Source organism: Streptococcus sp. 2106 (genome assembly GCF_013277315.1).
GTDB classification, from domain to species: domain Bacteria; phylum Bacillota; class Bacilli; order Lactobacillales; family Streptococcaceae; genus Streptococcus; species Streptococcus pseudopneumoniae.
Genome location: NZ_VMMS01000006.1, coordinates 1 through 25,119 on the forward strand (window position 1 = coordinate 1; position 25,119 = coordinate 25,119).

The following is a 25,119-nucleotide window of genomic DNA, read 5'->3' on the forward strand; positions in this document are numbered from 1 at the left end:
CAAAGAAATCGCTTGTCATGCTGTTCTTGTAAATCATGGGAGCTATAAACTCTCCGTCTACTTGTCCTGCAACAATTGAAGTTCGCTCAAAACGACGTCCGCTAATCTTTTCATAGACTTTCTCCCCTCTAGGAGCCCCTGCATAAGGACGAGGGAGCGCTATTGTATAATAGATTGAAACTAGAATAGTACACCTCTACTTCTAAAACATTGTTAGAAATCTATTTGACTGTCCTGATTGATTCATCCTGTTCTTATCTCATTTCACTATATTCACCGGTAGTGAATCTCTACAGAGGACTTACACCTCAGATGCACGACATGCCCATCGTATAAAAAAATCTCCTACCCAAGGTAGAAGAATTTTAATCTTATAAAACTTAATCCGTCATGTCCGATACCAAAGTTCGATGCTCCAATGGAATACTGCACATAACTAGCAAGAAAATAAAGCCTGACTGAATCCAGAAGAGAGCCAAGTCAAAAATTCCGTGCACAGCAACCACTGTAAGGAAAGATAGATAAAGGCCGATAATCGGACGTTTCCCCGACTCCTGACTCATATCCATCATCAAGCGAACAGGAGCAACAGAAGACAGAACTAATAAAATGGTACCCACAATTCCGTAACTCAGAATCGTATCAATATAAAGACTGTGGGCATGTTCATGATAAGGAGCATGTATCCGAGGATAAGAGTGCATATAGGTCAATGGCCCTTCACCCCAAAAAGGATTTTGCTTAAACAAGGCCATCCCAGCATCCCAGATAGAAATGCGTTCTTCCATAGAAGAGTCTAAAGTACCCATTCGAACTCCTAAATCACTAGAAAAGAGGAAACTCAAACCAATCGCAAAGACCCCAATACTAAGCCAAAAGGCCTTCCAGTTTTTAATAGTCGTAAAGAGATAGATAATTGCTCCAGCGATAATAGCAGGAAAGGCAGTTCGATTTTGCGTAAAGTTCAATCCAAAGAGATTAACAAAGCCTGCAATCACACAGAATACTTTCAACCAATTCAACTTGGTCGTTGTAAACAGATAGAAAGCAATCATAATACAGAAGCAACAAATAATTCCATAATAATTAGGATTAAAGAAGGTCACTTCTGCACGATTCTGATGCCACACCTGCATATTGGGTGAAAGAAAAGCATAGTTGAATTTCTTCACAATTTGGAAATGTTCTAAACTGGCAAAAGCAGCTGACAAGACGCTACCAAACAAGACGAGCTGCAAAATTAATCGAAAGAATTTATGTGATAAAATCGACTGATAGTGCAAAAATAAAATAGCAAACAAAAACATTCCTACTGAAGCCACAAGACCCATCCAATTTTGTGCAAGAATGGATATAACAGTACTATAGCCAAGAAAAAGAAGCAGCATCGGATGCTCCCCCATTTTCTGAAGAATACTTTTCATATCTCCTGTAAAAATCAAACTGATAATATATAAACAGAATACAACTACAAAAAGATAAAAGGGCAAAAAGATACTCAGGATAATTCCCAATAAAATCAGCTCTTTACTAGACAACCCTATCAGCTTTTCAATAAAGCCTATTGATTTCAAAATGAATCCTTTCTCTCCAAATCAGCTGATTCAGATAATAGTAAGCTATCCTATATTGTACCACTTTTTTAACAATTTGAAAACAAAGGAAACGTTTTCCAAAATAAAATGTAATTCGAATGTGATAATTGAAAGTTCTATAATGAAGTTAGCCACCCAGCCCTCCTAAAAATTAGATGGTTTAACTAGCTTATAGCTAGTACTCGATTTCATTTGATAAGAGGCTTGATGCTGTTAGGCTGACAAGCCAAGGCTAAGATTAGCCTTGGTTTAGCTGACAAAACTGCTTCAAGGGTTCCTCGTGTCAAATGAAAGCAAAATAATTGCCCTCAATCTCACCATTTTTTGGGGCATCATCACTTTCGATTGACACTACTTTTTTAAAATTTTTTAATTAATTTTACAACTGCTTCCGTTCGAGCTGTATGTGGGAACATATCGACCGACTGGATATAATGAAGATCATAGACTTCTACTAAGCGTACCAAATCCCTTGCCAAAGTCGAAACATTACAAGAAATATAAACCATTTTTTCTGGTACATAGGTAAGAATAGTATCTAATAACTTATCATCCAGACCTGTACGTGGTGGGTCCACAATCAGAGCATCTGCTCGGTAGCCTTCCTTGTACCAACGAGGAATAATATCTTCCGCTGTTCCTGCTTCGTAATGTGTATTGTCAAATCCCATTATTTTAGCATTTCGCTTGGCATCTTCAATAGCTTCTGGAATAATATCCATACCTCTGAGTGTTTTAACTTTCTTTGCGAAGGCAAATCCAATTGTTCCAACTCCACAATAAGCGTCAATCAAATGGTCTTCTTTATTTACATCCAAGGCTTTTACCGCCTCGTTATAAAGAACTTCTGTTTGTTCAGGATTTAGTTGATAGAAAGCTCGAGGAGATAGTGAAAATTCATAATCGAGTACACCTTCTTGAATACTCTCTTGTCCCCAGATAATCTCTGTCTTTTCACCATAAATCTCACTGGTTTTAGCTGTATTTGTATTCACAGCTACTGTCACAACTTCTGGGAAATCTTTAACTAAATCTTTTACTAGTTGGGTTAAATTAAGCTGACGATTTGTAACAATAATAATCTGAACCTGTCCAGTCTTTCTTGCTCGTCGGACCATAATAGTCCTAACACCTAGAACTTTTCTCTCATCTGTGATTGGAATCTGGTGATAAGTAAGTAATTCCGCTAGACGATTAGCAATCACTTGGGTTTCCCTGTCTTGTACCAGGCAGTCTTTCAACTCTACTAAATAGTGAGAGTTTTGTGCATATAAGCCCGCCTTGACCTGATTCTTAAATTTTCGAGTCTGAAATTGTAACTTAGCTCGGTAATATTTTGGTTCCTGCATTCCAATAGTTGGACGAATTTCATAGTTTTCATATCCTGCAGGAGCAAATTTTTTCAGCGCTTGATGAAGCAAGTCCGTCTTGAACTCCAGCTGCTTATCATAATGCAGGTGCATGATTTGGCAGCCTCCGCACTCATTATAAATAGTACAAGCTGGCACAACGCGGAATTTAGACTTTTTGTTGACCTTTAATAATTTCGCTTCAACAAAGTTACGTTTAATAGAAGTAATCTGACAATAGATATCTTCGCCTTTGAGAGCACCGGGTACAAAGACTAATGTTTTTTGGTAAAAGCCGATTCCCTCACCATTAATTCCCATGCGCTTGATTTTTAATGGTATTTTTTGTTTTATTTTTAGATTCATAGGTCTATTATACCATGGAGTTTCTAAGATATTTAAGAATATGTTACAATAAAAGCATGAATTCAAAAACACCTCGCTTTAGTATACTAGATTTCCCTGAACAATTACGAAGCTATATCAAGGGAGCTAATCTCTCTGATAGTTCTTCTCATTCAAGTGCAACTGTCCTATATATAGATTCAGGTTACTATTTAAAAATAGATCAAAAAGGCAGATTAGCTCAAGAAGCTAAGATTGCAAATTGGTTCGAAACTGAAGGATTGGGAACTCCAGTGATTACCTATTTATCAGCAAAAAAGGACTTCCTTCTGACCAAAGAAGCCATTGGCAGAAATGCTCTCGATTTTTTAAATCAACCCGAAAAACTCTGTCAAACCCTAGCTCAAGCATTAAACAAACTTCACAGTCTTAAACCACAATCTTTTCCGTCGGAAAATCATCTGAAGCGTTATAAAGAAAAAGCCTTAAACAACTATCAGAAGGGGACTTTTTATAACAAGACTCTTCTGCCTCAATTTCATATTCACAGTCGTGAAGAAGCTTACCAACTAATACAAGAGAAAGGTCACCTTCTCAAAGCTGATGCTTTTATTCATGGAGATGCCTGCCTGCCAAATTTCATCTTGAAGGATGCCTCGCATTTTTCTTGCTTTATTGACTTGGGATTGGCTGGTTTTAGTGACCGACATATCGACCTCTTTTGGGCAATTTGGTCCCTTCATTACAACCTACAAGATGCTACGTATGCTGAATTATTTCTCGACTATTACGGTAGAGAATATGTAGATATGGATAAACTCCGACTTGTTGCAGCTTTCGAAGCATTTAGATGAAAGGAAATTATGAAAATCACAAAACTTGAAAAGAAAAAAAGACTCTATCTGATGGAGCTTGATAATGGCGACAAATGCTATATCACCGAAGACACAATTGTTCGTTTTATGTTATCGAGAGATAAGGTGATAAGCCAAGAGGAATTGAAAGAGATTCAGGACTTTGCTCAATTTTCTTATGGTAAGAATCTGGCTCTCTACCATTTATCCTTTAAAGCACGCACTGAAAAAGAGGTCAGAGAATATCTAAAAAAATACGATATTGATGAAAACATCGTTTCTCAAGTCATTGCTAATCTTAAAGAAGATAAGTGGATCAATGATAGCCAATACGCTTATGCTAGCATCAATGCTAATCAACTGTCAGGAGACAAGGGTCCTTATGTGCTGACTCAGAAACTAGCTCAAAAAGGGATTTCAAAATCTACTATAGAAGAGAACTTGAAAGAATTTGATTTTTCTGAAGTTGCTCAACGTGTAGCTAATAAACTATTGAAAAAATATGAGGGAAAACTTCCAGCTCGTGCCCTGCAAGATAAGATTATCCAGAGCTTGACTAACAAGGGCTTCTCTTATTCTGATGCTAAAATTGCCTTTGACGACTTAGATAGCCAAATTGACCAAGAAACGACTCAAGAACTCATCTTCAAGGAACTTGATAAGCAATATACTAAGTATGCTCGAAAGTATGAAGGATACGAACTGAAGCAGCGTTTAACTCAAGTTTTAGCACGAAAGGGCTACGATTTTTCGGATATAGCAAGCGCTCTTAGAGAATATCTTTAATATTTCCAAGTGAAATTCACAGATTTTAGGTAATTTTATGGTACAATAGTAAATGATAAACTTATAAATTGTAGAAAGTTGGTTAGTTATGAAGCTTCCAAAAGAAGGCGACTTTATTACAATTCAAAGTTATAAGCATGATGGGAGTCTCCACCGAACTTGGCGGGACACCATGGTACTAAAAACAACAGAAAACGCCATTATTGGTGTCAACGATCATACACTTGTTACCGAAAGTGATGGTCGTCGTTGGGTCACTCGAGAACCGGCTATTGTTTACTTTCACAAGAAATATTGGTTTAATATCATTGCCATGATTCGTGATAATGGAACTTCTTACTATTGCAATATGGCTAGCCCCTACTATCTGGATGAAGAAGCACTGAAGTATATTGATTACGATTTGGATGTTAAAATTTTTACAGATGGGGAAAAACGTCTCTTGGACGTTGAAGAGTACGAGCGTCACAAACGCAAAATGAATTATTCTGATGATTTGGACTATATTTTAAAAGAACATGTCAAAATTCTTGTTGATTGGATTAACAATGGACGTGGTCCTTTCTCAGAAGCCTATGTAAACATTTGGTACAAGCGCTATGTAGAACTAAAGAATCGGTAAAGTTGTCAAAGGTCAGGAACAAAATCCTGACCTTGTTTTTTTGGTAGTGTAAAATAAATTGTGTAAAAACAAAAAGGAATAAATCCATTATAGCAGAGTTACAACACCTTACTAGAAAGAGATTTATGCAGAATTCGTAAAATATATAAAACAAATAGATATACTGTTATTTTTTAATGTCTCTGTTCCTTGTAAGTTTACAACAAACTTATATCGTTTAATACAAAAAATACGAAGATGATTAGTATAAAAAATACAGGTCAACTTCGTATTTTTTTATTTCCACATAGCATCAATCACTTGGTACAACATTTTAAAAACAATATCTCGACAGAGAAAATGGTATTTAATCTACCAGCTCATTTAATCGTTTTTGAAAATATAAAGCAATACTTTTAGATTCAATAAACTCAAAATATTTTATGACATCGTTCATTTGTTTAATTCCAGATTCTTTAGATTCAGTCAGATATATTTTATATCCTTTTACAAATTTGAATGTAGATTTTTCAAAAACTTTTGTGTCATCTTTTAATAATTTTTTTAATTTCATTTCAAAGTAGTCTGCATATATTAGATGTGAATTTTCAAGGCAACAGAACCAAAAATTTAAACAAGCTGACACAACTAAATTTCTATTCTTACCGATTTTTTCGTAATAATGTGTACGCTCTAGTATTTCTTTTCCAACTCTGTAAATATAATCTATTTCAAAAAGATGATATAAATTACCAATCAGTGTTATCTCATAGGACTCCCATCGTTCCTTTTGGAATAAATAGTCATATACTAAATTTAGATCATCTCTACTAACTACATGATTACAATCTATCTGATTTAATAATCCCTGAACCATTATTGTATTTATTTTATAAGTTTTTTCCCCACTCTTCTCAAAAAGTTTTTGTTGCTCATTTTTTATTTCCTCCAACCCTTTAGTATTCAAACTATAAAAATTCGGAGATAAATTAACCAAAAAATCATCACGTTCCGATCTTTTATAATGTTCTAGGTGATTACAAAAATTCTCTATCGAAACATTGATATTTGATAATAATTCAAAAAACGTTGAAAGAGAAATTTCATTTTCTCCCCTTTCAAATCTAGAAAGTTGAGATTTTGATATAGAATCAGCTGCAGCATACTCTAAAGAATATCCGTTTAATTTTCTAAAATATCGAAAAGCTTCTCCGTAATTTTTCACACTTTCATTCCCTTAACTTTCTTTTCGAGCGATAAACATACCATATTCTTTAGGAATGATCAACATACCATTATTAAACTCACTTTCCAATCTTTTACGTATTATTTCCTCTTCTAGTGAACCTATTTCTGAAATTCCTTTAAACGATTGGATGTATTTAACTAGGTCATCTATACTAGTTACCTGTAACTCATCATCATAGAGTAATGTATCGACAGAGTTAAAACACCTACTCAGGTACCTTTTACCATTTTGTAAAGTAAACGTTTTATTTTCTAAATCTTGATTAACCTCATCTTTAAATAAATTTGCCAAATAATCTACAACTCCATTTTCACCAAATGTAGCACAGTAAAAAACACCTCCTGTTTTTAAGACTCTATTCACCTCAGATAGCGCTCTAGGAATATAATTCACATGATGTAGAAGCATATTAGCAATAACAATATCAAACGTTTCATTCTCAAAAGAAATCTTTTGAATATCCATTATCTCATAGTTGACATTGTCTCTATTTCCAATCACTGACTTCGTTGATTTTACCATATCTTTAGAAAAATCTGTAACAATCAACTGCTTCATTTTATCTATAGAATCACTATTGCTTTTCCACAGTTCTCCTGTACCACATCCTAATTCTAGAACCTTTACTTCATCAGTGATTTGGTAGTTAGAAAATATCCAATTATTAAATCCCAATTTATTTTTTGAATACTTCTTATGCAATTCTACTCGAATATCAAGATTATCATGACTTTTATATTGTTCAATTACTTTATCAATCATTTTAAACGACCTCCACTCTATAATTTGACATTATATCACAAGAATAAAGATAGTGTTAAATAAGTTGTATAAATGCAAAAAAGGAATATTCCGTTATAGCAGAGTTGTAACACATTTCTATAAAGAAATTTATTCCTACGACTCAGTTTAGCATGCTTAACTTCCTAACTCAAAAACCAAGCATCAATTAATTTATCCGTTCTTCTTTTGAAACAGATTTGAACTGATAATTGCTCGTTTTAATTTAAAAAGCTCTTTTGAGCAAAACTTCATTTTTTTAAGAGTCCAAGGCTTGTTGAAGACTCACAAGCCTTGGACTAGAAATTCAAAGATTGGTCCAGCAATTTCTGTCTATCGCTTTTCTACTAGCAAAAAACCTACCTTGAGGCAAGTTTTCATTTATATATCTAATTTCGTAACTGTAAATTTGATATGGGAATAATCTTTTTCAACATCCTTATCCAGCAAGAAAGCTGTGGCGTCCTTCTTAACTTGAACCAGGTCAATATTCTGGGCTTGGGCTGCATAGACGCAGCCACAATAATATTGACGATAGATATCATACTCCTCACACATCTCTACTGAACGTTTGTAGCCTTGATTTTTCTTGAAATCGTTGGGAAGATAGTGGGTCGTGTAAATTTTTTGCACATCGATTCCGATGCTATTGATGGTTTGAGAATTCTTATGAGGACTGATGGTCAAGGCTGAACCAAAGTAGTCAAAGCCCAAGTCCATAGCCACTTGCGCTGTTTTATCCAGTCGGTAGTCAAAACAAACCTTGCAACGGTCGCCACCTTCAGGCTCTTCTTCCAGTCCTCTGACTAACTTACGTTATTCATTTGGTTCATAGGGAGCCTCTAGGTACTGAACCACATCTCCTGTCCTCTCATTGAAATCACTGACAAATTTCTTAGTAACATAGGCACGCTTATGGTATTCTGCCTTAGGATGGATATTAGAATTTGTAAAATAGATGGTCACATCTGCATACTTGGTCAAATATTCTAGGGTATAGGTACTGCAAGGGGCGCAGCAAACATGCATGAGAATGGTTGGCCGATGCTCATTTTTCTCTCATACTTGTACCATCTTCTGCATGACACGGTCATAATTAATCTTCTGATTGGGGTTCATCTTGCTCAGAATTTCTTCTACATCGATCATGTTATTCTCCTTTTTCTAGTCTTATTTTATCATATAAATTAGGAGAGCTCAAATCAATTTAGAAGTGAATAGCATAAAAAGGAGGGGTAGGCATTCCCTCCTTTTGTGTTTTTTATAAGTTGTTTTCTATAGAAAGCTTACATCATGCCGCCCATCATGCTTGGATCCATTGTCGGAGCCGGAGCTACTGGTTCTGGTTTATTGGCTACAACTGCTTCCGTAGTCAAAATCAAGCTGGCTACAGATGCTGCATTTTGAAGAGCTGAACGGCTCACTTTAACTGGGTCGATGATTCCCTCTTCAATCATGTTGACCCACTCGCCAGTTGCTGCGTTGAAGCCTGTACCAACTTCAGCATTTTTCAAACGATCGATAACGATTGAACCTTCAAATCCTGCATTGTGGGCGATTTGACGAACAGGTTCTTCCAAAGCACGGAGAACAATATTGCGTCCTGTTGCTTCGTCTCCTGTCAATTCCAAATCAGCCACGGCTGGGATAACATTTACAAGGGCTGTTCCACCACCTGCAACGATTCCTTCTTCAACAGCTGCACAAGTAGCGTTGAGGGCATCTTCAATGCGGAGTTTCATTTCTTTCAACTCAGTTTCAGTTGCAGCGCCGACCTTAATAACCGCTACACCACCTGACAATTTCGCCAAGCGTTCTTGTAATTTTTCACGGTCAAACTCAGAAGTTGTGGTTTCGATTTGAGACTTGATAACTGCAATACGGTGAGAAATCGCTTCAGGATTTCCAGCACCTTCTACGATAACAGTGCTATCTTTGTCCACAGTTACTCTCGCTGCTTGACCAAGTGCTTCAATCGTCGCATCTTTCAACTCAAGACCAAGGTCTTCTGTGATAACTGTTCCGCCTGTTAAGATGGCAATATCTTCAAGCATGGCTTTGCGACGGTCACCAAAACCAGGTGCCTTGACTGCTACTACGTTGAAGGTTCCACGAATCTTGTTCAAAACAAGAGTTGGAAGAGCCTCGCCATCCACATCATCCGCAATAATCAAGAGTGGACGATTGCTTTGGAGAATGCTTTCCAAAAGTGGCAAGATTTCTTGGATATTGGAAATTTTCTTGTCTGTAATCAAAATGTACGGATTTTCAAGGTCAGCCACCATTTTTTCGCTATCAGTCACCATGTACTGTGAAAGGTAACCACGGTCAAACTGCATTCCTTCTACGACTTCAAGCTCTGTTTCCATACCACGTGACTCTTCGATGGTGATGACACCGTCTTTGCCAACTTTTTCCATTGCTTCAGAGATGTACTCACCAACTTTTTCAGAACGAGAAGATACGGCTGCAACTTGAGCGATAGCTTCTTTATTGGCAACAGGGATGGCGTTGTTTTTCAAAGCTTCAACTGCTGCGGCAACTGCTGTTTCAATCCCACGACGAATACCGATTGGATTGGCACCTGCTGTGACGTTTTTGATTCCTTCACGGACGATAGCTTGGGTCAAGACTGTTGCAGTCGTAGTCCCGTCACCTGCGATATCATTGGTTTTAGAAGCTACTTCTGATACTAACTTGGCACCCATATTTTCAAAATGATCTTCTAATTCAATTTCTTTGGCAATGGTCACACCATCATTGGTAATCAAGGGTGAACCAAATGATTTTTCAAGAACGACATTACGACCTTTTGGTCCCAAAGTTACTTTAACAGTATCTGCAAGGATATCGACACCACGGACCATGGCTGAACGAGCATCAGATGAAAATTTAATTTCTTTTGACATACTTACTTTCTCCTTCTATTCTTCAATGATAGCCAAGATGTTAGCTTCGCCAACGATGATGTACTTCTCATCGCCATCTTTGACATCAAGACCTGCGTGAGCTTCAACCAAGACACGGTCTCCAGCTTTAACACTTGGAGCAACTAAGTCACCGTTCAAGGTACGAACACCTTGTCCAGTAGCCACAACTTGAGCTGTTTTGGTTTTTTCTTGGGCTGAGCCTGCAAGGACAAAGCCTCCAACAGTTTGTTCTTTTTCTTCGATTTTTAAGACCACACGGTCCCCTAATGGTTTCAACATCTGATTTCCTCCATAATAAGATAGATATTATTAGCACTCTTTGAACTTGAGTGCTAATTCATAATTCTATTGTATCACTTGGTCAGAAATAGTCAAGAAAAAAGTCTGACTTTCTCAAGATAAAAAGCCTGAGACCAACTCAGACTTTTTAATTCTTAAAATGGCAATTCTTCCTCTTCCAAGACTAGGTCTGCCAAGTCTTGACCTGCATTATTTTCACGCATGGCACGTTGAGCACGACTTTCCAAGAGTTGGAATCCAGTAACAAGTACTTCAGTCACATAGTTCATTTGACCATTTTTCTCAAAGCGACGGGTACGCAATTCTCCATCCACAGAAATAAGACTACCTTTGGTTGCATAGCTTGCCAAGGTTTCTGCTAGTCTGCCCCATAGAACCATATTAACAAAATCAGCTTCACGTTCCCCGTTTTGGTCTTTGTAACGACGGTTCACAGCGATAGTTGCTCGCGCTACTGACTTGTCATTGTTGGTTTTGTGCAATTCTGGTGTAGACGTTAAACGTCCAATCATGATAACTTTATTATACATATTTTTTCCTCCTACTTATCTATTCGTAGGAAATCAAAAAAAGTTACAGAAATTTGTAACTTTTCGAGAAAATTTTTTAGTTTTTATGAACCATGAAACCTGTCGCTTGTTGATTGGCCATGATGGTCATATCTGTAATCTGAACACGACGAGGTTGACTGGTCACATAGACTACTGTGTCTGCGATGTCTGGTGCCTGCAAGGCTTCGATTCCCTGATAAACCGTCGCAGCTCGTTCTTTATCACCGTGAAAACGCACTGTAGAAAAATCTGTTTCAACAATTCCAGGCTGAATGGTCGTCACCTTGATATCCGTTGCGATGGTATCAATTCGCAGTCCATCCGAAAAGGTCTTAACCGCAGCCTTGGTAGCTGAGTAAACAGCGGCACCAGCATAGGCATAAATTCCTGCGGTTGACCCCATATTGATGATATGTCCTTGATTGGCTTTTACCATTGCTGGCAAGAAAGAGCGAGTGACTGCCATTAAACCTTTGACATTGGTATCCAGCATGGTCAACATATCCAACTCTTCATAGTCCTGATAGGGTGCCAAGCCAAGAGCTAGTCCAGCGTTATTGACCAATATATCAATCTGACCTATCGTTTCTAGAATATCGGAGCAGACAGTCTTGACCATGGCCATATCCGTCACATCTAGTGAAAAAGTCCAAACTGTTTGATTTGGATAGATTGCTGAAAACTCCGACTTAAGAGTTTCTAATCTGTCTGTCCGTCGTCCAGTTAGAACGACATTCTCACCCTGCTCCAGATAAGCACGCGCAATTGCTTCACCAATACCTGATGTCGCTCCTGTAATCACTACATTTTTTGCCATCTTATTTCCTTCTATCTGGTCTATCAGATACTAACAACTTCTTAGGCAGTCCAGTGTTTAGCTGGGTCGAATGGTGTTCCGACAACTTGGTCTTCTGATAATTCAAGCACCCCACGTTTTTGTGGAGCATTTGGCAGATGCAATTCACGAGGACTGCACATCATGCCAAAACTCTTTTCACCACGAAGTTCGCCTGGGAAAATAAGATTGCCTTTTGGCATCATAGCTCCTGGAAGAGCCACAATGGTTTTCAACCCGACACGCGCATTGGGAGCCCCTGCAACGATTTGTACTGTCTTGTCACTTGCGACTGCAACTTGGCAGATGTTGAGGTGGTCACTATCTGGATGGGCTACCATCTCAACAATTTCACCGACAACAAACTTAGGTTCCTTATCATTAACAATTTCTTCTGTAAAACCTTCCGCCTGCAACTCTTGGTTCAAACGAGCGACTTGCTCATCTGTCAAAAAGACTTGGCCGCGCTCTGCAATTTCAAATAAACTTGAAACTTCGAAAATATTCCAAGCCACTGTTTCCCCATTATCTTTGAGAAAAACACGGGCTACCTTGCCTTTGCGCTCCACGTCCAGTTTGGAATCTCCGCTATTTTTCACGATGACCATAAGGACATCACCGACATGTTCTTTGTTATATGTAAAAATCATTGTTTCTCTTTTCTCCTATTTCAATCCTGCTAAAAAGTCGTTAATTTGTTGCTTGCTTTTACGGTCGCGATTGACAAAACGACCGATTTCCTTGTCCTTTTCTAGAACAACAAGGCTAGGAATGCCGTAAACATCCCAGAGTTTGGCCAAATCCATATACTGGTCTCGGTCCACACGAATAAAGGTGAACTCTGGATTGGTCTCCTCAATTTCTGGTAAGGCAGGATAGATATAACGACAATCGCCACACCAGTCCGCCACAAAAAGAAAGACCTTCTTGCCATCTTTTTCTACTAAGGATGCTAATTCTTCTAAACTTGCTGGTTGTATCATAAAACTTCCTCCTCATAGACTAGGTCTTCATTTTCATAGACAAAGGTATAGTGACGGCCATCTTCAAAAATGACGCCACCAACCAAGCTCTCTAGACTGCTTTCATAGACTTGAACATAGAGGGTAGCAATTTCCCCCATGTCTGAAAAATGGTCTCGCACAATCGCTGTCAACTCTTCCTGAGTCTTCCTGAGCTTATGGTCATCTGCAACTTTTTTCGTAGCAAGGGCAAGGCTCCCAATACCAAACAGAGCCAAGCCTGCCATCCACATTTTTTTAGCTTTCATACCATTCATTTTAACACAAAAAAGGCTTTAGGACAAATGAGGAAGCAGCAGAAAAGCAAGTAAAAAGCCTCTTCCTTTAAGGAAAAGGACTTCTTATACTAAAGCCGCAGGTTGCTCAAAGNNTGACGAAGTCAGCTCAAAATACTGTTTTGAGGTTGTGGATGAAGCTGACTTGGTTTGAAGAGATTTTCGAAGAGTATTATTCTTATTGCCAGGCATCTGAGTTGCCAACGTAGTAACCATCAGGCGTATAGGTATTGCGAAGCATCTTACCTGATGAAGCTAGATAATACCACTTGCCATTATCTTTGACCCAATCATTCGCTAGCATGGCACCAGAAGAACTTACATAATACCAATCTCCCTTGTCATAAACCCAAACGCTTGCTTTCATGGCTCTTGAGCAATTAAAAGTTCAAAAAACTGTCCAATATCATTCATTTTTTTAAAGCATTTTACACTACATCATCCACGCTGTAGGACATAGATACATCAAACGTAAGAGCCAAAATATCGAAAAATATACAACTTTTAAAGGCAACATTTCATTTTTTAAAGTCTAACAACCATAGAACTGAAATCAGAGCAAGGCATCAATTTCCTACTCTTAGTACGCCTATTTTGATGATTGAAGTGAAGATTTTTTATTTAACGTAGACAACTCCCAATTTCCCAAAAGCCACATCCCCACGGATAATCAAGGTTTTGCTGGTTGGGGCTAGAGAAGTATCTGCCTTGGCTACACCACAGAAAGTTTCCACCTTCAAATCAACTCTCCAATGTTGGGGAACATAGATAACTGCATTGCCAAAACCAACTTCGATATCCAGAGTAGCAAAATCACCTAACATCTCTGCATTGTCATAATATATCTTGGCATTCCCAAAACCAACTTCAACTTGGTCGTCTACAAGATCTTGATCTTGCTTGTAGAAAGTCCCTGTACCAAAAGCAACTTCCTTATCTGTTAGAATGGTCTTTTTACCATCATACCACCATTTTTTCCCATTCCAAGTTCTGTTAGAATGAGTCAACATATTTACTCCGAGAACGATTAGAACTCCTGCCCAGATTAGTGTCTGATTTGGAATCGGTAAAATATCATAAAAGTGGTCAGCAATCATTAAGGCTACTAGAGATGTAAAAGAGGCTGAGGTTAAGTGGCGACGCAACAAAGCTCCAACTGATTGGTAGGCAAAAAAAGCAATACCAATCAAGGGCCAAATTTGCCCTCCAAGAGAAGGAATTCCAAAATTTCCTTGTACTAATATTAAAGCTGCAAAAATAAGCAACACAATACCAAATGCTTTCTTTTTCATCTTCTTACCTCAAGTTTCTTAGATTTTCTTTTAGGAGGGATTGGTAATGCCGTGACACATGAACCTCCTTGTGGGTCTGATAAAAGGAAATGGTGCCCGTTCCTGAAAAGGACTTGTCCACCGAATAGACTTGCCGAATATTAGCGATCGTTGACTTGGATACCCGACTAAAATAGCGAGGAAGGATAGCCTCTAACTCATAGAGTTTAAGCCGAACCTCGTAGGCATCTTTCTGGGTATGGGCATAAATCTTGCTGCCTTCCGTCTCAAAGAAGAGAATTTCCGACAAGTCCAGATAATATTCACCCGTCCCCTTGTAAAAAATCAACCGAGGAGACTTGGATTCTTGCAAGAGGCGCTGTAAATCCGCAATCTCATCTGTCAAAGCCGCTGCCTTGATGACAATTTCAGTTTCCTCTAAATTGCTGTCAATTTCGATTCGTAACTTCATTCCATCTCCTTTCTGACTCTACTATATCAAAGCTAAAATAAGAAAACAAGAGCAAAAAAGCAAGTGGTTACTTTAAACCAGTAAGTGGTTGTAGGACCAACTTAACATACAAGTCAAAATAGAAAGAAAATCACACCCCACACAAGACCACAAATATAACCAACCACTACATCCTTGGGATAATGCACTCCCCCTAAGACTCTCACTAGACCGAGGAAGGCTGATAATGTCAAACAAATCATCCCCATAGTTAGACTAGCATGCAAGCAAGCCATGGAGATAATGGTTGCTGAAAAGACATGACGACTGGGCATAGACTGACCAGGACTATCTCTGTCAAGCAAGGGTTTAATATCCCATTCCTCATAAGGCCTAGGAGCATTGATTTTCTTACGAAGAAAGGACAAAATCACAAAACCTGACGCTGGAATAAACAAATAGATTCCGACCTGTGTCCCAAGTCCTTCTTGGAAATAGGTAGTGGCTAACAAGGTCAGATAAATCATAGGCATAACTACCGTCATGAACCGATTGAAAGTTCTTAATAAGCTCAGAAGAAAGGGCTTATTTTTAATGTTACTAGCAACGTGGCCATACCATTCTTGATAATTTTTCATATATTTTCTCATCACTTACTCAAATTTTGCTTATAGGGAAGCACTTGTCTTCTAGTATAGTGCAGAAAAAGAAGACCGTCAAGCCTTCTTTGGGTTTATTCTTCTGCTTCGTCTTCTGTAAACTGACTGTTATAAAGGTCAGCGTATAAACCAGCTTGCGCCATTAGCTCATCATGATTTCCTTGCTCGATGATATTGCCATCTTTCATGACGAGAATAAGATCAGCATTTCGGATAGTAGACAAGCGGTGGGCGATGACAAAGGAAGTTCTACCTTCCATCAAACGATCCATAGCTTTCTGAATCAATTCCTCCGTCCGAGTATCGACAGAAGAGGTCGCCTCATCTAAAATCAAGAGCGGTGCATCTTTCAACAAAGCACGAGCGATGGTCAAGAGTTGTTTTTGCCCGACAGACAAGGTCACTGTATCGTCCAAGATGGTATCGTAACCATCTGGTAGGGTCATAATAAAGTGGTGAATCCCTACAGCCTTGCTGGCTTCGATCACGCGCTCATCACTAATACCTGTTTGGTTATAGGTAAGATTGTCGCGAATGGTTCCTTCAAAGAGCCAAGTATCCTGCAAGACCATTGAAAAGGCATCATGTACTTCCGAACACTTCATATCCTTGGTATCCACACCATCGATACGGATACTTCCCTTATCAATCTCATAGAACTTCATCAAAAGATTGACAATAGTTGTCTTACCAGCTCCGGTCGGGCCGACAATGGCAACCTTTTGACCTGCATGAGCAATCGCAGAAAAGTCATGGATGATAGTTCGCTCTGGTGTGTAACCAAAGGAAACTCGATCAAAGACCACTTGACCTTTCATATCGATCAGTTGTCTTTCTTTATGGGATTCGTCTTCCATTTCCTCTTCAGCTAGGAATTCGAAGACACGTCCCATGGCTGCACTAGCCTGCTGAAGACTAGTAATCCCCTGAGCGATTTGTGAAAGAGGCTGAGAAAAGATACGAACATAGGCCATAAAGGCAACGATAATCCCGATACTAATCTGCCCATTCAGAGCCAAGGCCGCACCAACAATAATCACTAGGGCATAGCTAAAGTTCCCAATAAACATCATAATCGGCATCATAATCCCTGAAATAAACTGAGATTTCCAGATACTATCATACAGACGATGGTTTAATGTCGCAAATTCTTCTTTCGTGCTCTCGATGGCATTATAACTAGTCACCACATTATGGCCAGAGTACATTTCCTCCACATAACCATTGACAGCTGCCAAATCTTGTTGCTGACTCTTAAAGAAGCCCTGGGATTTGCCCATAAAGACGGACACGAAAACAAAACCAATAAGGGTTGAAACAACCGTCACCAAGGCTAAAATCCAGTTCATCCCAAACATGGTTACCAAGACTGCTAAAACCAATAAACTAGATGAAAGAACTGTTCCCAGACTTTGATTAAGGGACTGAGCTGCAGTGTCAACGTCATTGGTTACACGAGACAAAGTATCCCCCTGAGAGTGTCCATCAAAATATCCCAATGGTAGGCTATTGATTTTCTCTGCAATGGCTCTTCTTAAACGCTCTGAAAAACGTTGAATGGCTGTTGTAAACAGAAAGGCCTGCAAATAATTTGATAGGAGTCCAATCACATAGATGACGGCCAAAAAACCACCAATAGCCGCAACCGCCGCGACATCCACACTTGTTTCTAGACCACTGGCAATAATATTAGTCATTTCCTTGATGCGGGTTGGACCATATACAGTAATGATATTGGATACGATTGTTGCTAGAAAGGCTATCAGAAGGGCAAACTGGAGGCCTGCAAGATAGGGTTTACTCTGTTTCAAAAGAGACATTTTCTTATTTTCCATGTTCCAATTCCTCCTTCGATAGTTGTGAATAGGCAATTTCTTGGTAAACTTCGTTATTAGCTAGAAGTTCCTTGTGGGTGCCTTGTCCCACGACTTTTCCTTGATCCAAGACCAAAATCAAATCTGCATCCATAATCGTTGAAATACGCTGTGCAACGATAAGCTTGGTCATAGACTTGGTTTTCTCTGCTAGCTCTTGGCGTAGGACACGGTCTGCCTTGTAGTCCAAGGCTGAGAAGGAGTCATCAAAGATGAGGATTTCTGGCCTCCGAGCCAAGGCACGCGCAATGGCCAGACGCTGTCTTTGGCCGCCTGAGAAGTTGGTTCCTCCTTGGGCCACTTCTGAGGCCAAGCCCGCTTCCTTGTCTTCGATAAAGTTTTTAGACTGGGCCAATTCCAGAGCCTGCCACATAGCTTGCTCACTAAGTGGTGTTTCTTGACTCTGTCCAAAGTCTAGATTGCCCTTGACATCTCCAGAAAATAGCACAGCTTTTTGTGGAATATAGCCAACCTTGTTGCGCAAATCATTTAAGTCATAGTCTTGAACATTGACACCGTCCACCAGAATTTCTCCTTCTGACACGTCGTAGAAACGTGGAATCAGATTGACCAGAGTTGATTTACCAGAACCTGTTGACCCAATAAAGGCCACTGTTTGGCCAGTTTCTGCTTTAAAGCTAACATGCTCGATAACTGCCTCCGAATTTGCCGCATAGCGGAAGGTCACATCCTTAAATTCGACCTGACCTTTGAGGTTTTCATCAGCCAGCTGCACTTGAGCAGGGTTTTGGATAGAAGAATGCAAATCTAAAACTTGATTAATCCGCTTAGCAGAGACCATAGTTCGGGGAAGAACGATGAAGAGTGCTCCCATGAGAAGGAAGCCCATGACAACCTGCATAGCATAAGACATGAAAACAATCATGTCACTAAAGAGAGGCAGACGCGCTATCGGAGCAGCGTCGTTAATCACATAGGCCCCAATCCAGTAAATCGCCACACTCAAACCACTTGAAATCCCCATCATGATAGGGTTCAAAATAGCCATAAGACGGTTGACAAACAAATTCAAGCGTGTCAATTCATCATTTACTGCTGCAAATTTTTCATTTTGGTATTCTTCAGCATTGTAGGCGCGAACGACACGAATACCTGTTAAACTCTCACGAGTGATACTGTTCAGTTTATCTGTCAGCCCCTGAATCAAGGACTGTTTTGGAAAGGCTAGCGTCATCAAAACGGTCGTCATCAGGACGTTGACAATCACTGCCACAAGTACGGCCCAGAGTCAGTATTCTGAATGACCTAAAATCTTCCCAATAGCCCAGATAGCCATAATTGGATCACGCGTTACCACTTGCAAGCCCATAGTAATCAACATTTGAACTTGAGTAATGTCATTGGTAGTACGCGTCAAGAGGCTAGGAATTGAAAATTTCTTAATCTTTGTCTGCGAGTAATCCAAAACTCGGTTAAAAATATCACTTCTCAGCCTACTAATATAAGAAGCCGCCACTCGGGATGCAAAAAATCCAACTGCAACTACGGACAAGAAGACAAGAAGGCAAGAAAGGGCATTCCCATCATCATGCTTGCCGGCTGCCACAACTCATCTAAATTAGTTCCTTGACTACCTAGCAAATCCGTAATTTTCGAGATATAGGTCGGCACTTCCAACTCTAGATAGACCGAAAAGCAAGTAAAGAGAATGACTAGTAAAATCATCCCCCATTCTTTTCTACTAATTCTTTTGGCTAATTTCTTTATTCTCTCCTCCTATTCCCTTGATATTTACCTGTAGTTGACCGAGAACTTTCTCAAAAATCAGTAATTCATCTTCATCAATGTCTTCCATCAACTGCTTGTCTATGCGTTCAAAAAAAGCCTTAACCTCTTGCATCTGAGAACGTGCTTTGTCCGTCAGACGAACAAACTTAGCCCGCTTATCAACAGGACTCGCCTCCAATTCCACCAAACCATTTTGCACCATACGCTTGACCAAATTACTAGCAACAGACTTGGTAATATTGAGTTCCTGCTCGATATCTTTAATCAAGACCAAGTCTTGGTTTTTCTCACGATTATCCAAAAAACGTACAACCTGACCTTGCGGCCCACCCATAAATTCAATGCCACAACGTTTGGCTTCCTTTTGCACCATGAGATGAATCTGATGACCAAAACGCTTAAAGACTAACATCGGCTTATCCATACTAACTCCTTTCTAACTATCACATTTAGTTCTCCTAGGAACTAAATAAGTTTTCATGAGAACTATTTTACCATTTTCAGAAAAGATGTCAAGAAAAAGTTTCCTAGAGAACTATTTTCTTGATTCAAAAAATCCCAAGTGATTTTTTCACTTAGGATCATGCTCTCTAGGTTAAATTAGAAGCCGTCTACGTTTGTGTAAATTTTTTGTACGTCTTCGTCGTCCTCAAGGACGCTGTAAAGTTTTTCAAAGGTTTCAAGGTCATCGCCTGACAATTCCACTTCTGACTGAGGAATCATTTCCAATTCAGTCACTTGGAATTCTTGGATACCTGATTCACGTAAAGCAACGATAGCCTTGTGGAGGTCAGTTGGCGCTGTGTAAACTGTGATTGTTCCTTCTTCTGCTTCTACATCGTCCACATCCACATCTGCTTCTAGCAATTGTTCAAAGACTGCATCGGCATCTTCTCCTGCAAATACGATAACACCCTTGTTGTCGAAAAGATAAGAAACCGAACCTGAAGCACCCATGTTTCCGCCGTTTTTACCAAAGGCTGCACGGACATTAGCCGCTGTACGGTTAACGTTAGAAGTCAAGGTATCAACGATCAACATAGAACCGTTTGGTCCAAAACCTTCGTAACGTCCTTCTGTAAAGGTTTCATCTGTGTTTCCTTTTGCTTTATCAATCGCTTTATCGATAACGTGTTTTGGCACTTGGGCTTGTTTAGCACGGTCGATAACGAATTTCAAGGCTGAGTTTGATTCTGGATCTGGATCACCTTTTTTAGCTGCTACATAGATTTCTACACCAAATTTTGCATATACTTTAGAGTTAGCTCCATCTTTAGCCGTTTTCTTGGCTACGATATTGGCCCATTTACGTCCCATTAAGAATCTCCTTTTTTCACATTTTAATCCTTCTTATTATAACACAAGTTTTTTCGATTTTCACTAGAGGAAATAGATTTTATTCAGTAAATCAAGCTAGGATGACACTTTTGTTGCCAAGATGGTCTTGCCTTTCCATCCTTATCAACATTCAAAAAACAAACTAGACCATTATCTGCAAATAGAAAGTTTCTGCCAAGTTTGACAAAGTCCGCTCAAGCTACTGTTTTGAGGTTGTAGATATAAGCGACAAAAACCATTATACTGCACCTTTTGTTGACAGTCTACTCCAGACGTATCATAGTTCAAGTAAATACTTTGAAATTCAACAGTTCTTATAGGCGCTGTTGTATTCTAAGAAGTCAATAGAAGAGCTTCTAAACAAAACCATAATTTACGTGTTCCTGAAACAGAAATTTATGCTCTTTTTGATTTCACATGATACTGAAGTTAGACTAGTACAACGGCTCTTCTAAAATAAGTAAAAGGTAGCTAATTCCCTGTATAGCAAGGAGTTTCACTACCCTTTTTACTTTTTCTTACAGCCACTATTTGATAGACTCATTTTAACATCACGAGCATACTCCAATGGAAATCGCTAGGCAAGAGATAAACTTTCAGATATTCGCAGAGAGAGCATTGCCTCTTTTTGTCGCAAACGTTCTTCTCTCCTAGTCATTTTCTACCTTATCTTCTACCTGAGGATAAAGAGTCGTTCCCCAAATAGAAATCGTCCGCTTACGCACTAGGGGCAAATCGGTTTTTTCATAAACCGTACGCCACCATTCCCAGGCAAGTCCGGTACACTCTCTAATTTTGACAGAGAGATTGCGAACATTCCCTTTTAGAGGAATACTAGTGGTGAAGTGAGCCGTCAAATCCTGCCCATTTCTGTCCCAAACCTTAGGAATCAAGACTTCTTTACCTTGATAATCATAGGATAATTCATCCCAAGTAATGTAATATTGGGCAACATAGGCACCACTATGATCCAAGAGTAAATCTCCGTTTCTGTAAGCTGTCACCTTAGTCTCAACATAGTCTGTACTGTTTTGAAAGGTCGCAACTACATTGTCACGTAAAAAAGAAGTTGTATAGGAAATCGGCAAGCCTGGGTGATCTGCTGTAAAGCGACTGCCTTCTTGAATCAAGTCCTCTACCATATCCACCTTGCCTGTTACAACTCGGGCACCCGAACTCGGGTCGCCTCCTAAAATAACCGCCTTCACTTCTGTATTATCCAAAATCTGCTTCCACTCTGTCTGAGGAGCTACCTTGACTCCTTTTATCAAAGCTTCAAAAGCAGCCTCTACTTCATCACTCTTACTCGTAGTTTCCAACTTGAGATAGACCTGACGCCCGTAAGCAACACTCGAAATATAGACCAAAGGACGCTCTGCGGAAATTCCTCTCTGCCTCAAATCCTCTACCGTTACAGTATCTTGAAACACATCTCCTGGATTTTTAACAGCATCTACGCTGACTGTATAATAAATCTGCTTAAAATTAACAATCTGAATCTGCTTTTCGCCCGAATGGACAGAGTTAAAATCAATATCAAGAGAATTCCCTGTCTTTTCAAAGTCAGAACCAAACTTGACCTTGAGTTGTTCCATGCTGTGAGCCGTGATTTTTTCATACTGCATTCTAGCTGGGACATTATTGACCTGACCATAATCTTGATGCCACTTGGCCAACAAATCGTTTACCGCTCCGCGAACACTTGAATTGCTGGGATCTTCTACTTGGAGAAAGCTATCACTACTTGCCAAACCAGGCAAATCAATACTATAAGTCATCGGGGCACGATCGACCGCAAGAAGAGTGGGATTATTCTCTAACAAGGTCTCATCCACTACGAGAAGTGCTCCAGGATAGAGACGACTATCGTTGGTAGCCGTCACGGAAATATCACTTGTGTTTGTCGACAAGCTCCGCTTCTTTCTTTCGATAACAACAAACTCATCGGGTAGCTGATTCCCCTCTTTGATGAAACGATTTTCAATACTTTCTCCCTGATGGGTCAAGAGTTTCTTTTTATCATAATCCATAGCTAGTATAAAGTCATTTACTGCTTTATTTGTCATCTTCTACCTCCTAATAAGTTCCTGGATTGAGTTGCATAAACTCAGACTTGTTCAGCGAAATCAGCCGTGGTTGGACTAAGTGATCCAAAACTTCCTCGTACAATTCTTCTGAGACATTGCGTCGCCGTCTGGCTAGATAAGAAGTCGGAATGACCGTATTATCCAACATAAATACCTTATCTAAGTCAATCAAGGTTGGTCTTGTAAAAGGATTACGAGCTAAATCCGGCTCTTCTATCATAAAGTTCTTGACCAAACGTCTGGTCAAGAGAGCTGGTTTGAAGGTCTGATTTTTAACTAACTCTTTGTTTTTAGTCGTGCTGTTGTCAATACAGATATACATATGGTTCTTCACAGCCAAATCGCTACTAATAGTCGGAAAAGGCAAATAAAGAGCTACAACATCTCCTCTCTTAATCAAGCAAGAGCACCCCCTTTTCTCCTAATGTAACATAGACAGGATTGACCAAGTCTTCTGATTGACTCAGAATTTCCAAAGTTTGAGTTTGGCGCCCTGTCAATTTAGTAGCATCTTGTCTCTTCAATACAAAATGCTTGTCGCCAATTACCTTGACACTATAATCCTTCTCCAAAGCTGACTGGTAAATCCACATCAGATGCTGTCTGTCCTGAGAACTCAAGAGAGAAGGATGTTCAAGTCCCCCAATAGTCTGATAAAAATCAAAAACAGGAGCTAACTCTTGCCAATCTGACTGGCTAGTTGTCAAGGCTAGAAAAAGGGCTTTGCGAGCTGATACTTCTTGATTAGCCTTGAGAGTCCCTTTTCCCTCCAAGTTTGTTAGAAAGTGGGAAACTCCAGAAAGCAAATCTTTCTCTAACTGCGAGAAATAAAAACCTTGCCTTCCCAGACATAAGTCTCTCAAGTCGCTTTCTCTAGCAAATAAGAGTTCAAACAGTTGATAATAAAAGAAAAATATCTGGCACTGGGTCGCACTCATCTTTTCCTTATCGGCTTCTTTTTTCAACCAGAGCAAGGGCAAAAGGTAGCTGGATTGAGACATTTCCTCCACCTCCTATTCTTTTTTCTCTGGAGCATCTGCACTAGCTGCCACTTCTTTTGACTGGATACTTTCCCACTGGTTGATTTCCTCTGAGATAATACCTTCGCATGTCTTGACAAATAGAGCAAAAGCCTTGGTTTTTCCTGCATATTTCTCCGTTTGACATTGATAGAGGAATTTTTCTCTCTCCAGGAGTTGCGCAGTTTTTTGGTAAGAAATCCAGTGTTCTTTAGCATTATACAAATTGAGAATCCCCTCACACAGCAAGCCTAAACTGGACAAGGCAACCGAAATCAAACGGTAGCGATCACCTGGCATAGGAATAGCACAAAAGACAGCTATGAGAAAACCTGCCACGATTTCTGTTATTTTTAATACCTTATAGCGTCTACGATGTTGAACGCTTTTCTTTAAAAAATGAGCTATCTGTACGTCTAATCGCTCTGTCAAGTACATTTCTTCTGGCGTCATATTCGTAACTCCTTTCATTTACTTTGATAATCATAGTATAACATATTTGAATATCAAAGTATAGTAAAAACTGAACTATAACTTATTATAAAATCCAAATATGAAATATTTGTGAAATAAGGGAAAAATATCACAAATAAGATAGAACAAAAAGTTTCAAAATGATAAAAGCGCATAATACCTTGCCTTAAAAAGCTTGATATTATGCGTTTTATCAGAGAAAGATTTTCTGAATGTTCACCTCAAATTGAGTTTTTCCAACATTCTTTCAATCACTATTCTAGCTAGTTTCCAACTCGTCTAAACTTTGCTTATCTTAACTGAGCAAGAACAGCTTTGAGTTTCTCAACCAACTCATCTTCTGTGTGGTCAGACTCTTTCTCATTGGCTAGGAAAGCAACTGCTTGAGCGAGAGCTTCTCGTGCTTGGTCGAGGACTTTGGCATCTACACTTGTAAGGTCGCTTTCTTGCAGAACCTTAGTCAATTCCTTGGTCAATTTCTTGAGTTCTGACTCTTTCTTACGACGAGCGATGAGGAAGAGAAGGAGACCAAGAAGGGCAAGTAGGCTGCCAATCATCGTACCATATGGAAGATGACCTTGCTCTTTCCTTGTTTCTTTCGTTTCCTCTTCATCCTTAGTCGCTTGCTTGCCTTTCAAGGATTCGAGTGCTTCTTTGACCTTAGCAGTCATCTCTTTCAAGCCTGCCTCTGTCAAGTCAGCATTTCTAAGGGCTTCTTGACCCTC

The 25,119-nt window shown here is 39.3% G+C and carries 25 protein-coding genes and 4 pseudogenes; 3 read left to right on the top strand and 26 right to left on the bottom strand.

Going from position 1 to position 25,119, the window contains the following annotated elements; all coding sequences use genetic code 11:
• From HT723_RS11350 to rlmD, 3 genes and pseudogenes are all read right to left on the bottom strand, one after another.
• A pseudogene (locus tag HT723_RS11350) lies at nt 1-151 on the bottom strand (IS630 family transposase); the annotation flags it as partial.
• A gap of 229 nt (nt 152-380) precedes the next feature.
• Nucleotides 381-1,574, bottom strand: coding sequence for an O-antigen ligase (locus HT723_RS00485; protein ID WP_172934428.1), 1,194 nt, complete (start codon nt 1,572-1,574; stop codon nt 381-383).
• A gap of 380 nt (nt 1,575-1,954) precedes the next feature.
• Nucleotides 1,955-3,310 (bottom strand): 23S rRNA (uracil(1939)-C(5))-methyltransferase RlmD, encoded by a 1,356-nt coding sequence (rlmD, locus tag HT723_RS00490; protein ID WP_172934429.1) that lies wholly within the window; start codon nt 3,308-3,310, stop codon nt 1,955-1,957.
• A gap of 56 nt (nt 3,311-3,366) precedes the next feature.
• On the opposite strand from rlmD, the gene HT723_RS00495 reads away from it, so the two are divergent.
• The 3 genes from HT723_RS00495 to HT723_RS00505 all read left to right on the top strand — a co-directional run bounded on the left by HT723_RS00495 (nt 3,367) and on the right by HT723_RS00505 (nt 5,551).
• A complete protein-coding gene (locus HT723_RS00495) occupies nt 3,367-4,143 on the top strand; it encodes an aminoglycoside 3'-phosphotransferase (protein WP_138704793.1) in 777 nt (258 codons plus the stop codon).
• A gap of 9 nt (nt 4,144-4,152) precedes the next feature.
• Complete coding sequence (recX, locus tag HT723_RS00500; protein WP_000705109.1) at nt 4,153-4,929, top strand: recombination regulator RecX; 777 nt, start codon at nt 4,153-4,155, stop codon at nt 4,927-4,929.
• A gap of 88 nt (nt 4,930-5,017) precedes the next feature.
• Entirely contained in the window at nt 5,018-5,551 is a 534-nt protein-coding gene (locus tag HT723_RS00505) for a DUF402 domain-containing protein (RefSeq protein ID WP_000775321.1), read from the top strand.
• 346 nt (nt 5,552-5,897) lie between these two features.
• On the opposite strand, the gene HT723_RS00510 is transcribed toward HT723_RS00505, so the two are convergent.
• The 23 genes and pseudogenes from HT723_RS00510 to HT723_RS00620 form a co-directional block, all read right to left on the bottom strand.
• Complete coding sequence (locus HT723_RS00510; RefSeq protein WP_172923654.1) at nt 5,898-6,755, bottom strand: Rgg/GadR/MutR family transcriptional regulator; 858 nt, start codon at nt 6,753-6,755, stop codon at nt 5,898-5,900.
• A gap of 12 nt (nt 6,756-6,767) precedes the next feature.
• Entirely contained in the window at nt 6,768-7,541 is a 774-nt protein-coding gene (locus HT723_RS00515; protein WP_172934430.1) for a class I SAM-dependent methyltransferase, read from the bottom strand.
• 399 nt (nt 7,542-7,940) lie between these two features.
• Nucleotides 7,941-8,708: pseudogene (locus HT723_RS00520) on the bottom strand (epoxyqueuosine reductase QueH).
• Between the two features lie 137 nt (nt 8,709-8,845).
• Entirely contained in the window at nt 8,846-10,468 is a 1,623-nt protein-coding gene (gene groL / locus HT723_RS00525; protein WP_172934431.1) for a chaperonin GroEL, read from the bottom strand.
• A 15-nt stretch (nt 10,469-10,483) separates the two neighbouring features.
• Nucleotides 10,484-10,768, bottom strand: coding sequence for a co-chaperone GroES (groES, locus tag HT723_RS00530; protein WP_000917323.1), 285 nt, complete (start codon nt 10,766-10,768; stop codon nt 10,484-10,486).
• 155 nt (nt 10,769-10,923) lie between these two features.
• The gene (locus HT723_RS00535; RefSeq protein ID WP_000282467.1) at nt 10,924-11,319 is read right to left on the bottom strand and encodes a single-stranded DNA-binding protein; all 396 of its coding nucleotides are present in this window, start codon (nt 11,317-11,319) and stop codon (nt 10,924-10,926) included.
• A gap of 76 nt (nt 11,320-11,395) precedes the next feature.
• A complete protein-coding gene (locus HT723_RS00540; RefSeq protein WP_023934072.1) occupies nt 11,396-12,157 on the bottom strand; it encodes an SDR family NAD(P)-dependent oxidoreductase in 762 nt (253 codons plus the stop codon).
• Between the two features lie 41 nt (nt 12,158-12,198).
• Nucleotides 12,199-12,825, bottom strand: a complete 627-nt coding sequence (ytpR, locus tag HT723_RS00545) for a YtpR family tRNA-binding protein (RefSeq protein WP_172934432.1) — start codon at nt 12,823-12,825, stop codon at nt 12,199-12,201.
• A 15-nt stretch (nt 12,826-12,840) separates the two neighbouring features.
• Nucleotides 12,841-13,158 carry a thioredoxin family protein gene (locus HT723_RS00550; RefSeq protein WP_000615777.1) on the bottom strand — a complete coding sequence of 106 codons (318 nt, stop codon included), beginning with the start codon at nt 13,156-13,158 and terminating at the stop codon, nt 12,841-12,843.
• Complete coding sequence (locus tag HT723_RS00555; protein WP_172934433.1) at nt 13,155-13,454, bottom strand: DUF4651 domain-containing protein; 300 nt, start codon at nt 13,452-13,454, stop codon at nt 13,155-13,157. The genes HT723_RS00550 and HT723_RS00555 overlap by 4 nt, the downstream gene beginning before the upstream one ends.
• A 196-nt stretch (nt 13,455-13,650) precedes the next feature.
• Nucleotides 13,651-13,842 (bottom strand): annotated as a pseudogene (locus HT723_RS00560) (N-acetylmuramoyl-L-alanine amidase family protein); the annotation flags it as partial.
• A 247-nt stretch (nt 13,843-14,089) separates the two neighbouring features.
• A complete protein-coding gene (locus tag HT723_RS00565; RefSeq protein WP_172934435.1) occupies nt 14,090-14,764 on the bottom strand; it encodes a hypothetical protein in 675 nt (224 codons plus the stop codon).
• Between the two features lie 4 nt (nt 14,765-14,768).
• Nucleotides 14,769-15,215, bottom strand: coding sequence for a LytTR family DNA-binding domain-containing protein (locus tag HT723_RS00570; protein WP_172934436.1), 447 nt, complete (start codon nt 15,213-15,215; stop codon nt 14,769-14,771).
• Nucleotides 15,216-15,328: 113 nt separating this feature from the next.
• The gene (locus tag HT723_RS00575; RefSeq protein ID WP_172934437.1) at nt 15,329-15,832 is read right to left on the bottom strand and encodes a phosphatase PAP2 family protein; all 504 of its coding nucleotides are present in this window, start codon (nt 15,830-15,832) and stop codon (nt 15,329-15,331) included.
• A gap of 95 nt (nt 15,833-15,927) precedes the next feature.
• Nucleotides 15,928-17,688 (bottom strand): ABC transporter ATP-binding protein, encoded by a 1,761-nt coding sequence (locus tag HT723_RS00580; RefSeq protein WP_172934438.1) that lies wholly within the window; start codon nt 17,686-17,688, stop codon nt 15,928-15,930.
• Nucleotides 17,678-19,455 (bottom strand): annotated as a pseudogene (locus tag HT723_RS00585) (ABC transporter ATP-binding protein). Before HT723_RS00585 ends, HT723_RS00580 begins: the two are co-directional and overlap by 11 nt.
• Nucleotides 19,430-19,900, bottom strand: a complete 471-nt coding sequence (locus HT723_RS00590) for a MarR family winged helix-turn-helix transcriptional regulator (RefSeq protein ID WP_172929190.1) — start codon at nt 19,898-19,900, stop codon at nt 19,430-19,432. The pseudogene HT723_RS00585 and the gene HT723_RS00590 overlap by 26 nt, the downstream one beginning before the upstream one ends.
• A gap of 176 nt (nt 19,901-20,076) precedes the next feature.
• Nucleotides 20,077-20,793, bottom strand: a complete 717-nt coding sequence (locus tag HT723_RS00595) for a YebC/PmpR family DNA-binding transcriptional regulator (RefSeq protein WP_172934439.1) — start codon at nt 20,791-20,793, stop codon at nt 20,077-20,079.
• 671 nt (nt 20,794-21,464) lie between these two features.
• Nucleotides 21,465-22,880, bottom strand: a complete 1,416-nt coding sequence (gene ply, locus HT723_RS00600) for a cholesterol-dependent cytolysin pneumolysin (protein ID WP_172934440.1) — start codon at nt 22,878-22,880, stop codon at nt 21,465-21,467.
• Between the two features lie 10 nt (nt 22,881-22,890).
• Complete coding sequence (locus HT723_RS00605; protein ID WP_078137214.1) at nt 22,891-23,301, bottom strand: hypothetical protein; 411 nt, start codon at nt 23,299-23,301, stop codon at nt 22,891-22,893.
• Entirely contained in the window at nt 23,294-23,902 is a 609-nt protein-coding gene (locus HT723_RS00610) for a hypothetical protein (RefSeq protein ID WP_172929056.1), read from the bottom strand. The genes HT723_RS00605 and HT723_RS00610 overlap by 8 nt, the downstream gene beginning before the upstream one ends.
• Nucleotides 23,903-23,914: 12 nt before the next feature.
• Nucleotides 23,915-24,373 (bottom strand): DUF4231 domain-containing protein, encoded by a 459-nt coding sequence (locus HT723_RS00615; RefSeq protein ID WP_100104869.1) that lies wholly within the window; start codon nt 24,371-24,373, stop codon nt 23,915-23,917.
• A 311-nt stretch (nt 24,374-24,684) separates the two neighbouring features.
• Complete coding sequence (locus tag HT723_RS00620; RefSeq protein WP_240154926.1) at nt 24,685-25,089, bottom strand: hypothetical protein; 405 nt, start codon at nt 25,087-25,089, stop codon at nt 24,685-24,687.
• Between the last annotated feature and the right edge of the window lie 30 nt (nt 25,090-25,119).